This window comes from Candidatus Accumulibacter sp. ACC007 (assembly GCF_907163205.1).
Classification (GTDB): Bacteria; Pseudomonadota; Gammaproteobacteria; order Burkholderiales; family Rhodocyclaceae; genus Accumulibacter; species Accumulibacter regalis.
The window spans coordinates 38,150-50,284 of record NZ_CAJQUD010000010.1 but is presented as its reverse complement, the minus strand read 5'-3'; the positions used below and the strand labels follow the sequence as shown (position 1 = coordinate 50,284).

12 protein-coding genes are annotated in these 12,135 nt (G+C 56.5%); all 12 read right to left on the bottom strand.

The features are described 5' to 3' along the window. Positions 1-527 precede the first annotated feature (527 nt). Positions 528-1,658, bottom strand: a complete 1,131-nt coding sequence (locus QZ634_RS19415) for an N-acetyl sugar amidotransferase (RefSeq protein ID WP_291991239.1) — start codon at positions 1,656-1,658, stop codon at positions 528-530. A gap of 268 nt (positions 1,659-1,926) precedes the next feature. Beyond that, complete coding sequence (locus QZ634_RS19410; RefSeq protein WP_291991151.1) at positions 1,927-2,268, bottom strand: hypothetical protein; 342 nt, start codon at positions 2,266-2,268, stop codon at positions 1,927-1,929. A gap of 49 nt (positions 2,269-2,317) precedes the next feature. Next, entirely contained in the window at positions 2,318-3,079 is a 762-nt protein-coding gene (locus tag QZ634_RS19405) for an AglZ/HisF2 family acetamidino modification protein (RefSeq protein WP_291991150.1), read from the bottom strand. Further along, complete coding sequence (gene hisH, locus QZ634_RS19400) at positions 3,079-3,693, bottom strand: imidazole glycerol phosphate synthase subunit HisH (protein WP_291991149.1); 615 nt, start codon at positions 3,691-3,693, stop codon at positions 3,079-3,081. The genes QZ634_RS19405 and hisH overlap by 1 nt, the downstream gene beginning before the upstream one ends. After that, positions 3,671-4,912, bottom strand: a complete 1,242-nt coding sequence (locus QZ634_RS19395; protein WP_291991148.1) for an oligosaccharide flippase family protein — start codon at positions 4,910-4,912, stop codon at positions 3,671-3,673. The genes hisH and QZ634_RS19395 overlap by 23 nt, the downstream gene beginning before the upstream one ends. 257 nt (positions 4,913-5,169) lie before the next feature. Next, entirely contained in the window at positions 5,170-6,270 is a 1,101-nt protein-coding gene (wecB, locus tag QZ634_RS19390; protein ID WP_291991147.1) for a UDP-N-acetylglucosamine 2-epimerase (non-hydrolyzing), read from the bottom strand. Further along, positions 6,267-7,838: an aminotransferase class I/II-fold pyridoxal phosphate-dependent enzyme gene (locus QZ634_RS19385; protein WP_291991146.1), complete on the bottom strand. Its 1,572-nt coding sequence runs from the start codon at positions 7,836-7,838 to the stop codon at positions 6,267-6,269. The genes wecB and QZ634_RS19385 overlap by 4 nt, the downstream gene beginning before the upstream one ends. Then, complete coding sequence (locus QZ634_RS19380; RefSeq protein WP_291991145.1) at positions 7,825-8,160, bottom strand: hypothetical protein; 336 nt, start codon at positions 8,158-8,160, stop codon at positions 7,825-7,827. The genes QZ634_RS19385 and QZ634_RS19380 overlap by 14 nt, the downstream gene beginning before the upstream one ends. 2 nt (positions 8,161-8,162) lie before the next feature. Then, positions 8,163-8,744 (bottom strand): acyltransferase, encoded by a 582-nt coding sequence (locus QZ634_RS19375; RefSeq protein WP_291991144.1) that lies wholly within the window; start codon positions 8,742-8,744, stop codon positions 8,163-8,165. Between the two features lie 2 nt (positions 8,745-8,746). Then, positions 8,747-9,814: a glycerol-3-phosphate dehydrogenase/oxidase gene (locus QZ634_RS19370; protein WP_291991238.1), complete on the bottom strand. Its 1,068-nt coding sequence runs from the start codon at positions 9,812-9,814 to the stop codon at positions 8,747-8,749. Positions 9,815-9,825: 11 nt separating this feature from the next. Next, positions 9,826-10,878 (bottom strand): Gfo/Idh/MocA family oxidoreductase, encoded by a 1,053-nt coding sequence (locus QZ634_RS19365; protein ID WP_291991143.1) that lies wholly within the window; start codon positions 10,876-10,878, stop codon positions 9,826-9,828. 777 nt (positions 10,879-11,655) lie between these two features. Further along, positions 11,656-12,072: a hypothetical protein gene (locus QZ634_RS19360; RefSeq protein WP_291991142.1), complete on the bottom strand. Its 417-nt coding sequence runs from the start codon at positions 12,070-12,072 to the stop codon at positions 11,656-11,658. Between the last annotated feature and the right edge of the window lie 63 nt (positions 12,073-12,135).

Below are 12,135 nucleotides of genomic sequence, written 5' to 3'. Positions count from 1 at the left end.
CACACTCCAGAACACGAGACTGCTTGCCGACGACCGTAAGAGCGACAAACCCAGCCAGAAACACTATCTTCGCTCCCAGCGCGACGCCGCAGCAATCTTGGCGACTGTTTGGGCGGGACCCCGCACCAATAACATTGGCCGCTTGTTCGTCACCAATCAAGAGCATCACCCCGCGTCCCCGCCTAAAAAAACCCTTTGCGCTGTGCTCAGGGAGGTGGGGCTCTTCATCCTGCCCCCCCCAACTCAGTAGCTCACGCGACATCTACCATCAAGCCCACGCTCGACCACGATGCCGCCCCAGATTCCGGGTGCGCCTCGCTCACGACGATCAAGGCTCCCTCATCCCGTACCTCTGACAACCCAGACTGGGACCGTATCGCCGCCAGGATCTGCGCTAACGAACTCGGTCACAGTCGATTTGCGTCATGCGTGAAGAACCTAGCCGCGCTGCGCATAGTTGCTGAACACAGGCGTCCCCGAACTTTCAAGTACAAACCGACAACTCGACAGGACGCCCTGAAGCATCTTCATGAGTAGACGCTGACCCGGCGCCCGGTCGCTCTTGCGACAAGGTCTTGCGCACTCTTAAGTAGACGCTGACGCTTTCCCCAGTTGGGAAAATCCGTATAATGGTGCGAGGGGACGACCATAAGCTCCTCAAACTGAACGCGAGTAATACGAAGCTTTTTGCACAAATAGTTCAAATCCAACTCCAGCTCTCGCGGCTCGTATAGCGGTTCAGACAGCTGGCGCAACGCTTCCTCTCGCGACATCTGCCCGGAAACGATCAAGCTTGAAAGATGCGGCCTCCTCTTGTCATAACCAAACTTGGTCGGCAGATAATAATTCTGGAATAGCTTTGTAAACAATGACTCACCGTGTTTCCTGCCATAAGGTCGCCAATTGATAGCTTCCTTCAACTCCTGAACTGCTTCCTCCTTACTATACGGCATATAGTTAAGAGGACGTATTACACGCATCTTCTTTAGGAACGGATAACCGATGTAGTAATCAAAACAACTAACCGTATCGTAGCTCTTCAGTGGTCTAGCGCTATAGGCTGAATGGATCGCTTTCAGATTAATCTCATCCATGGCGCTTCCCTGCCAAGATTTCGGAAAAATCCCTTCGGTGGCCAAGTTTCCACCGCTTAGGACATACCGGATTCGGTTCTTCGTCGCAAATCGATAAAGACTGGCAAAGAACACATGGTCCTGAGGAACATCCTGATTGGCCACGCCGGCACGCAAATAGGAAAGTTGCAGATCGCGCATGTCTTCCCAATCCACTACATGTGTGTGCAGATCGTAGCCGCAATACTTGACTACATTTTCAATGTTTGCCACCGCAAGCTCACTATTCCAGCCAGCGTCGACGTGAACGACCAGCGGCCGTAACCCCCAGTCACGCGCCTTAACCGCAAGATAGGAACTATCGACACCACCGGACAGACCCAGAATACAGTCGTACTCCTGACCGACACCGGCAGCCTTTATAGCGCCAACAATCTCCTGCAATCGACGCCCACCCTCCGCGTTCGGGAACCAACGCTTGGCAGAGACCTCAACGAAATCCCGGCAGTGATTACAAACTCCGGCCGCATCAAAAACAATGTCCGGATCCGAGGTGTCCATCACGCAGTTGCTACAGATAGTCATCTTCACCCTTCCAATATTCCTTGTTCAAACCGCAAATCGCCGCGGGAAAATAGGGCAGTCAAACTACCCCACAAGCCGACACCCGAGCTGATAAACGCTATGCTATACGATTGCTCTGTAAAAAAAAGCCATACATGACCCCAACAGATAGATAGCCTCCGGTCGTTTAGTATTCTTGTAGACCGCATCCAAGAACAAGAAAAATACACAGCAGTTGTCCGCAGGATCACAACCACGACAGGCCCTAAGGCTCGCGCCAGCAGGACTCCTAAGGTGGCGACCTTGCGGCTGAACGGTACAAGTTTAAGCGGTCGGGCAGGAAAAACAACGCCAGCAGGAAAAAGACGATCACCATCATTAGCAAGCCTTTAACAGCGTCCAGGGTGCCGCTTACTTGCCACAGAGTGCTGCCCCATGTACATACAAACAAAATTCTCAAGAGCAGAAACCAATCGGACGGGCGATCAAGACGATTCGAATAGAACACCCAAACGAGAATAATCCATACAACGCCGACTAATAGGTTGGTTAATGTAAATCCGAAACTCACCAACCCAAGATACGCAGTCGCCTCCGCAATCTGAATGTCGTAAGCAACGTACGCCAGCACAGGCAGGTGCCAGCAAGAATAGCCGAAAGAAAAGCGTGACGGCCATTTTCTAAACTAGCGCCAGGTGCCGTCTTATGTCATGTACAGGGTAGTTAATCAGAACAGCACGATGCTTGCCGTGGAATACGAACAAGCTGCCTGCTGCCACCGCTGACGCGCCACCCTCACGAACAGCTTCAACGAGGTGATCAAGGGTCCCTGCCCCCCCGCAAGCCACTACGGGAACGCTAACGGCCTTCGTTATACCGGCAATCAACTTCAAGTCGTACCCCTCCATCATTCCGTCGCGGTCTACGCTATTGAGAAAAATCTCGCCGGCCCCTGCCGTAACAAGGTTCTGGACATGCTCATTCAGGCCAATTTTGCAATCTGTCGTTGCCGACCTGCCGACGACTTTGTAGCCGAGCATGCCACGTTTAACATCAACCGCACCGATCACCGCCTGGCTGCCAAAAACTTGCGAGGCTTCTGTGATTAGACGGTAAGATTCTATGGCCGCCGTATTTATCACGACTTTCTCGATACCGGATCGTATTACGTGTTTTACTTGATCCAACGTGTGCAGCCCTCCGCCATAGGCTACGGGCATGAAACATTCACCAGCAATCTCCGCAATAAGTTCATAGTTTGGATCTCGCCCATCTCTGCTCGCAGTGATGTCCAACACGATGAGTTCGTCCACCTCCTTTTCACTGAATATACGGACTGCATTAATCGGATCACCGACGTAGACCGGGCGTTGAAACCTTATGGTTTTTACCAGACCCTGCCCGTCCAGCAGGAGACACGGTATTACGCGAGCCTTGTGCATCATCCCTCCCAGTTGGCGAATTGACTTAACAGTTGCTTTCCAAATCTGTGACTTTTCTCTGGGTGAAACTGCACGGCCGCAATGTTGGCGTGGGTCACACCTGCTGCGAATTCCAAGCCGTAGTGCGCTGTCAGCAGGACATCCGACTGATTGACCGGCTTCATGAAGTAGCTATGAACGAAGTAGAAGGATGATTCATGATCAATGCCATTTAGAAGTGGGTGTCCTGCTATGACAGGGCAGACTTGATCCCAGCCCATGTGCGGCACTCGCAATCCCGGAATCTCTGGAAATCGTCTAACCGTCATGTCGAGCCAGCCCAATCCGGCGTGCTTGCCCTCCTCACTTGCCGTCCCGAGCATTTGAGCACCCACACAGATCCCCAACAGGGGAGTCGCTTCTTCTAACACCTTCCGCCGTAGTAACGGAACAAGTCCGCTAGCGGTCAGGTTTGACATGCACGCGTCAAACGCACCATTCCCAGGAAGAATTATTTTATCCGCTCTTTCAATATGTTCTGGATCCTTGGTGATTTCACTCTCTGCTCCTATGCGGTGCAACATGTTCTCCACAGCGGAAATATTCCCGATGTCATAGTCGATAATCGCGATCATTTTTTTCTCCAAGGCTGAAACTGTACGACATGCGGAGATAAATCAAATACAGCAAGCTGTAACCCGCACTATAGGAAATAAGCGACGCGCTATAGGTAGTACCCAGCGCCAGAGCGGCAGTTGTCATCAACAGCAACATCACCTGCCAAGCCAAGTCCAGGTGTTGTTTTCCAGCGATGTAGAAAAGGTAGCTCAACGGGCTCGCAATAAATCGCAGTGAGAACAGCGGAAGCAACCACACAGCCATCTCGCCAGACTTGCGCCATTTCTCGCCAAAAGCCAACCCAAAAATAGTCTCGCTTGAAAAAAACAGGCAGATCGCCGCCACCGCCGACGCAGCGGCGAGCACCTTGAATGTTTGCAAATAGTCGTCGCGGCATTCGGCGCGGTCTCGCCAACTAGCTGCCGCATGGCGCTTGAAGACATCTAGCACAGCCTTTCCCATGAGGGCGATTGGCGCATTCAAAGTTCGTAGGGTCAGCGCCAGGAGCCCGGCAATATCAGCCCCGAATCGACTTGCAACGATTAGCAACGGTAGTTGCGCGGTTGTAGCATTGATAGCGTCAGCGGGCAGGGAAAGCATGGGGAAACGCTTTTGCCGCTTCCAAAAATCGACTAGCAGCACTCTGTAGCTTTCGCATTGCGTGGAGATAGGTAGACGCCAAGCGGCTACTGCAATCCCAAGCAGCACACCGGCTCCATATGCTGAGGCCAACGAGGCGGCAGACGGCGCCTCAATACCAACCAGCATCTGCAATAGGGTCACACTACCCGCTTGAGTGATCCTCATCACTGAAAGATCGAAGTAGCGACCCTCCGCCGCCGCCAAGGATTGCCACGTTTGCGCCGTGGCAGTAAACAGCGCGGCGGGAGCTATTGACGCAAGCATTAACGGCGGCACAGCGGGAAGCCAAGTGCCCCCTACCCACGCGCAAATAGCGATTAATAAAAGAAACACCACTGCGGCCAGTAGAGTAGTCAATAATGTAGCCAGAGCAGCTTTCCGACGAGGCTCTCCGTCTGGCTCGATGGCAAGCGCGACCTCGAAGCGGCCGGTAATAATCACCGCTGCCATGGAAACCAACCCAAACCAGACCGCAAATTCCCCAAACGCGGCGGGTGAATACTGGCGCATGAGTATCAATGACCCAAGCAACGGAATTGCCTGTGCAGCGATAGTCCCGCTAAGGGTAACACTCACACTTCGCCAGTAACCCAACTGTCTTTCCTTTTACTTTCCCGCTTAGTTGCCAATCGCGTAAGCAGTCATTTCTGGGGCACCCGTCTTAAAGTGCGATAATCGCCAACTCTCGGAGAGGGGCGGGATCGCTAACGAACCTTCCGAGATACAATTTAGCACCTTGGTTGCCGGGCCCATGATTTATTTACCATGGCGCAGCTCCGACTTTTCCCGTGGCGTTGGCATAGTAGACAAATGATTTCTAAGTTCCAGCGAGAACGATGGCTATGGTTGTTCTAGGCGATTCTCGAGTTGGTAAGCTGGAGCTTGCTGACGATTTCATTGGCTGCCTTTCCTTGCCCATAGAATGTGGCACGGGGAACGGATGGCGCGGATAGCGCAGCATCGGAGAACGCCGAAGCTATTCTTGCGCTCGAGGCGCCGACCAGATAGTTCCAACCAGATTCGACTGTTTCCACCCATTCCGTCTCGTCACGCATAGTAATGCAGGGAACACCGTAGAAAAACGCTTCCTTTTGCACGCCGCCAGAGTCGGTGAGAATTATCCGCGCAGACTGTTCGAGAGCCACCATATCCAGAAACGCAAGAGGTTCCGTTACGGTCAATGCTGAGAGGTAGTGGGAATAGCCGTATTCCTCGGCGACCTTGCGAGTGCGTGGATGCAGCGGTATAACAACTGGAAGCTGTTTTGCCACTTCCGTTAAGCCCAACAGAATCTCGCCTAGTCGTGTCGGATCATCGGTGTTTTCCGCGCGATGGCATGTCGCCAAGGCAAAGCCTCGTTCTGACAACCCGAAGGACTGCAAGGCGCGGCTATGGCTGCGAGCATGATCACGGTAGTAAAGCGCCACGTCGTACATCACGTCTCCGACGTTGCTTACTCCATGACGCATGCCCTCAGCCTTCAGGTTGTTGACTGCTGTTTCGGTCGGACAGAAGAGAAGTGAGGAAACGCGATCAGCAAGAACGCGATTTATTTCTTCTGGCATGCGCAGATTAAAGGACCGTAGCCCAGCCTCAACGTGAGCCACCGGGATATGCAGCTTGGCTGCCGCCAGTGCGCCCGCCAAGGTCGAATTGGTATCGCCGTAAATCAACACCCAGTCCGGCAACTCCCTGAGTAGGGTATTCTCTAAAGCTTCCAACATGCGGCCCGTCATCGCCCCGTGGTGCCCGCCTGAGATCTCGAGGTTGTATTTCGGTTTTGGAATGTCGAGTTCGTCGAAGAAGATTTTCGACATGTTCGCGTCGTAGTGCTGCCCGGTGTGAACCAGCACTTCTTCGATTCTTCCGGCGTATTGGTCACGAATCACTCGCGATACGGCTGCGGCTTTGATGAACTGGGGGCGAGCCCCGACAACGGTCAGGATCTTCATGCGACGGCTTTCAAAACTGCCTCGACGATTCGCTCCTGCGTTCGTTGGTCAAGGTAAGGATGCATCGGCAGGCTCACGACTTTTGACGCGATTAGGTCGGAGCAGTCCAGACTTCCGGCAACCCGGCAGGACGCGTGGTAGGCAGGCTGCTGGTGCAATGGCACCGGGTAATGAACAGCGGTCGAAATGCCGGCCGCGGTGAGCTTATCGAGAAACGCCTCGCGGTGCGGCACCTGAATTGTGAACTGCGCCCAGACACAACTTCTATCTGGACGAACAATCGCGCCTTGGACTGCAGGGGTACCGCTCAGAAGTCTTTGGTAGCGCGTACCGATCTCGATACGCTGCTCGACTTCCTCATTGAAGCGCTCGAGTTTGGCGAGGACGACTGCACATTGCAGCGTATCCATCCGACCACCAACGCCGATACGGGTATGCCAATAGCGCTTGCTTTGGCCGTGGACCCGGATCTCCCTGCTCGCCTGTGCGATCCGATCGTCGCTCGTGAAAATCGCCCCCCCATCGCCATAGCACCCTAGCGGCTTGCTAGGGAAGAAACTGGTGCAGCCAATCGTCGAGAGGTTGCAGCTCCGTTTTCCCTTATACACGGCACCAAAACTCTGCGCGGCATCTTCGATCACCGGCAGCTTGTACTTGGCTGCGATGGCAGTGATCTCGTCCATATCTGCTGGTTGCCCGTAGAGACTTACGGGCATGATGGCCTTTGTATTTGGCGTAATAGCGGCTTCAATTCTGTTGGCGTCAAGGTTACAGGTATCGGGCTCGATATCGACAAAGACTGGCTTTGCTCCGAGCAACACGATCACTTCGGCGGTAGCAACGAAGGTGAAGGGGGTGGTAATCACCTCGTCACCCACACCAATCCCTAGCGCCATCAAACTGATCAACAGCGCTTCAGTGCCGCTCGCCACGGTAATGCAGTGTTTGGCACCCGTGTATTCGGCAAGCTTCTCTTCAAGCGCATTGACTTCCGGCCCCATGATGAATTGGCCGTGGCGCAGCACGGCGTCCATGTTGCGTTCGATCTGAGGACGGAGCGCGACCTGTTGTGCGGCAAGATCAATGAAACTCAAGGCTTCCGGGTGAGCGGAGTCGTCCTCTAGCAACCACTCCAGCGCCTGTTCAGGCTGGCGGCAAGCAAATTCGCCCAGGGTATCAAAAGCCACATCAGAAGAGACGATGCACACTTGCCCCGCTGAAAGAGCGCGTGCGCTGGCGGCAATCTGCGCGTCTTCGAAGTCTCTGGAACTGGCGTACAACTCGGCCTGTTCGTAGCCGCTGTTGCTCAGGATCGTGACCCGTTTCAACAGGTCGGCCATCAATCGCGTGACTAACGAGCGTGCGAGCGCGGGTTCGACCCCTTGCTCCTTGAGGCGGCGAACAGCGACGAACTCGAGCGTGGGAAGGCTGGCGGCGCTGACCCATAGGGACGTTCGTCCCTGTTCGGCGCAGTTAAAAAGTCCTTCGGTCGCCGTGGCGCGTTCCGGCCTGAGCCATAGATCGAGAATCACGCTGGCGTCGAGGACCAGATGTTTATTGACGGCCAAGGTGCTTGTCCTCCAGAGCCTGGTAGCGCAGTCGATCGAAGCTATCGTCCGGCATCGGTGGGCCACCATGAATCTGATGCTTCCACGGACCAAGTATTTCGTCGATGGCTGCACGGACTGTGCGCCCCTGGGCTGACGCTTCTTTCGTAGAACGATCCGGCGCACGGGCAGCAGTTGCTGTGGGCTGATCAGGGTCGCCTGGCGGGTCTGCCAGGACCTCGTCATCAGGGAGAATGAGTACGACATTCACCACAGCATGTTTAAGACGAAGGTGCTTCGGCAATTCCAGGCGACCATGGTTATAAACGGCTTCTACTTGCATACCTACTCCTCCTCGCTAGATAAGTTGCCCGCATCCAGACTGTATTTCCTGCCGGTGGCCGCGCAAAGGGCGTAGCCGTCACCCTCGACAGGCAGCGACAGGCGCTCGCCATGCTTGCTCATCCAACCGATCTGCCGGGCGGGGACGCCGGCCATCAGAGCATAGGGTTTGACGTCGCGGTTAATGACGGCGCCGGCGGCAATGAATGCATGTTCGCCGATAGTTGTGCCGCAGACGATGGTGCTGTTGGCACCGATCGTCGCTCCCCGTTTGACGACTGTGTCGCGATAGTCGTCCTTGCGATTCACCGCTGAGCGCGGGTTGTAGACGTTGGTGAACACCATGCTGGGGCCGCAAAAGACGTCGTCTTCCAGGGTGACGTTGTCGTAAACCGAGACATTGTTCTGGATCTTGACGTTGTTGCCGATGGTCACGCGATTCCCGACAAAGACGTTCTGGCCCAGCGAGCAGCCCTTGCCAATGCGAGCCCCGCCGCAGACATGAACCCAATGCCATACGCGGGAGTCCTCGCCGATCTGTGCGCCATCGTCGACGATGGCTGTAGGATGGATTGTGGCGTTCATCTTCAATGCACCTTTCGTTTCAGCTTCTCAGCGAGGGCCAGACTGGTGGTCCACTTGCCGCCGAAGACAGTGAGCAGCCTGCCGTTGCGCTGAAAAGCGTAGTCGCGGCGAGCCTTGCTTGGGTCGCTGGCCGATTTGACGAGTGGCCGAATTCCGGCAAAAGTTTCCACAATATCGGCACGTGCGATTGGCTGGGAGTGAAAGTGGTTATAGGCCTCGATCAGGTAATCAATTTCTTCGTTGCTACAGACGATCGGGGCTTCCAGCGGCTGGCGGACTTCAGTGGTGCCGATGAGACTGCGCCCCTGCCAGGGCAAGACAAAGAAGATCCGCTTGCCGCCGGGCACTTCGAGCAACAAGGCGTGCCGGCAGGCACGCTCGACAATCAGATGGCTGCCGCGAACCACATCGAGGCCATACCTGGCCTTGATTCCGCTGTCGGAAAGGAGCTTCTCCGCCCAGGGACCCGCGACGTTGAGAATGCAGTCGAAGCTCATCGGCCGACTCTTCGCCAGAGTGAGGGTGCCTTCTGGTGACGCGGCGACTACGGGGGCATCTTCGTTGATGACCACGCCTGCCTGGCGACACTGCTCGGCAACCCATAGTCCGAGCTGGCGATCGTCCATCTGGCCATCGTAGTAGCGAAAGCCACCAAGGAGGCTTTCGGTCTTGAGCAGCGGCATGAAGGCCATCACCTGTGCCTTGCTCAGCGACTCGCTCTTCGGCAACGCAGACTTGCCTGCCAGCATGTCGTAGAGCTTCATTCCCAGCCCAATCATCCAGCGAGGCCGGCGGCTGCCGCGATAGATGGGCAGCAGAATGGGGAGCGGTCGGGTGAGCTGAGGAGCACGGTTGATCCAGGCGTCGCGCTCACGTAGCGCCTCGCGCACGAGAAGGAACTGCCCCGTTTCGAGATAGCGCAAGCCGCCGTGCAGGAGCTTCGACGACGCTGAACTGGTCGCGTCCATCAATCGCCCGCGTTCAAACACGGTGACGTGGTCACCGCCTTGAGCCAGGCGCCAGGCCGAGCACAGCCCGTTGATGCCGCCGCCGATCACGGCGATTCTCATACCCACGGCGCTCAGTATTCCAGCGGCAGAGAAACCGTGCGCCCGTCGCGGGCCGACAGATACGCGGCAATCAGCACTTCCAGCGAGCGCAAGCCCTCGCGCCCATCGGTTTCCGGCTCGGCTGCGCCGCGGAAAACGTCGACTACATTCTTGTAGTACAAGGGGTGACCGATACCGTACACCGACGTGGTTTCGTAGTTGGCTTCCTTGATGGTTGCGTCGTAGTCGCGGGGCTCCGCGAAATCCCAGACCTGGATGTCGTTCACCGCTACGCCGCCAACTCGCACGGTGCCCTTTTCACCCAGGATGGTGATGGACCCCTCGAGGTTTTTCGGAAAGGTGAGCATGGTGACGCTCATCGAGCCGAGAGCGCCGCTGCGCCAGCGAATGTTCAGCACACCGGAGTCCTCGACCTGGATGTCGCGGGCCAAAGTTGCGGTCATTGCGTGCACGCTATCGACGGGCCCGATCAGCCAGTCGATGAGATCGACGTAGTGGCTGGCCTGGTTCATGAATGCGCCGCCGTCGAGTTCCCAGGTGCCGCGCCACTTCGCCGAATCGTAGTAGTCCTGCGGGCGACTCCAGAAGACGTTGAGCGCGACCATATAGATCTTGCCGAAGCGCTTCTCGTCGACTGCCCGCTTGAGCAGTTGCAGGGTCGTATTGCGGCGGTTCTGTTTGACGACGAAGAGGTGCACTTCTGCCTGGTCACAGGCCCTGACCATCCGCACACCGTCTTGCCAGCGGGTGGCCATCGGCTTTTCGGTCATGACATTGACGCCATGGCGAGCAGCCGTGATGGCCTGCCCGGGGTGCAGACCGCTGGGAGTACACAGGGCGACGAGGTCGATCTGCTCGGTCTTGAGCATATCCTCCAGACGCTGGTAACCCGGCACCTGATACTGCGCCATGTGTGCTTCAAGTGTCCCGGCGTGGGTATCACATACCGCCACCAGTTCAAGATCTTCGGAATGAGCGGCAATCGACGCGAAATGATTCTTGGCAATACGACCGCAACCGACGACGGCAATACGGATTTTTCTGTTGTGGATGATCTGGGCCATGATCAAGTGGTCTCAAGTTGCAGCGCTGTTTGCTGGAGAGTTTGGGAAGTCACACTGTACTCGCGTGACGCACGTGGGCAATGTCGGCGACGATGCGGATTGCCCGACGTGGGGTGGAGGTGGTCGATGCAGTCCGTGTCGGTGAGCGACGACCGGCGCTTGATGCCGAGGACCTGGCAACTCCTGTTGTGCAGGCATTCGGCAAGATCGCTGGCCCCTGACGCCGGAGATGAGGGCTACCTCGTTGGTGAGGGACATGGTGGTTTGGAAAGACTAAGCAAAGGAGATCCAACGGAAAATCCAGGGGCGGAGTATGGCTGATCTGCGTGCTGCGGGTCAATCGGGGGTGCGGTGAAGGCGGCGAGCCGATCATCAACGGTCCGTGGGCAGGCGGCTCTGGTTCTGGCCTCGTCACGGGCCTGTACTCGGTAGCGGATTCTGGTGTTGTCGTTGGCCATGCGGCAATTATTGATGATGGTTCCGGTGCTGGGCGTGATATTGGTCACGATCCATGGGCGTTTTGCTGATGCGGCGTTGGTTTTCTTGCCGGGGGTGGTGAGGCGAGGGGGCTGGATTGCTGCGCATCGCCGGCGATGACAGTTCGATCTCTCGCATCGTCACGGGGAGGAGCCAGTTATCGCCCGATAAATTGGGCTCCTACGCAGGATGCCTGGACTGCCCACGGGGGGGTTGATCGTTGATTCGCATCATAGCCAACCGCGCTGTTCGGCTTCGGAGACCATGGCGTTCGCAGCGGCTATCAGGACAGGAACAAAGTCATGCGCCGTGTGCAGGGCGCAGGGCGCTGGCAAGCACCGTCATGTCTTCAATGTATTCGTGGACCATCTGCTTCCTGATCTTGCGCATCGCCATCCATTCATCTGCCGAATCGAGCAGACCAAGCCGCTCGGCGCGGTCGAGGTTGTCTATGCCGGCAGCGGGTTTCTCGCCCAGCGCGAGCAGGGTAAGCGGCAACAACTTGTCACCCGGCGTGCCCTGCAAACGCCCGTATCTGCTGGCGAAGGCCTCGACACGCTCGGCGAGGTCGGCGTCCGCGTCGAGTTGTGCCGCCCTCCGGGGTGTGAACGGGACGGCGAAAAGGCGCTGGTCTGTCGCCTGGAGGTGGCGGCATTCCTTGCGTACGACTCGGACCAGGAAGCGCAGGCGTTCGGCAAGAATGGGGTCAAGGGTCATATCAGGACGCCTTCCTGGTAGGCGACGTCGTGAATCGGCAGGCGCCGCAGATTGGGTGCGCTG

Bases quoted from the DNA above. Each gene is read 5' to 3' on its own strand.
- QZ634_RS19415 (WP_291991239.1), bottom strand. From the start codon at position 1,658: ATGACTATCTGTAGCAACTGCGTGATGGACACCTCGGATCCGGACATT.
- QZ634_RS19405 (WP_291991150.1), bottom strand. From the start codon at position 3,079: ATGCACAAGGCTCGCGTAATACCGTGTCTCCTGCTGGACGGGCAGGGT.
- hisH (WP_291991149.1), bottom strand. From the start codon at position 3,693: ATGATCGCGATTATCGACTATGACATCGGGAATATTTCCGCTGTGGAG.
- wecB (WP_291991147.1), bottom strand. From the start codon at position 6,270: ATGAAGATCCTGACCGTTGTCGGGGCTCGCCCCCAGTTCATCAAAGCC.
- QZ634_RS19380 (WP_291991145.1), bottom strand. From the start codon at position 8,160: ATGCAAGTAGAAGCCGTTTATAACCATGGTCGCCTGGAATTGCCGAAG.
- QZ634_RS19375 (WP_291991144.1), bottom strand. From the start codon at position 8,744: ATGAACGCCACAATCCATCCTACAGCCATCGTCGACGATGGCGCACAG.
- QZ634_RS19370 (WP_291991238.1), bottom strand. From the start codon at position 9,814: ATGAGAATCGCCGTGATCGGCGGCGGCATCAACGGGCTGTGCTCGGCC.
- QZ634_RS19365 (WP_291991143.1), bottom strand. From the start codon at position 10,878: ATGGCCCAGATCATCCACAACAGAAAAATCCGTATTGCCGTCGTCGGT.
- QZ634_RS19360 (WP_291991142.1), bottom strand. From the start codon at position 12,072: ATGACCCTTGACCCCATTCTTGCCGAACGCCTGCGCTTCCTGGTCCGA.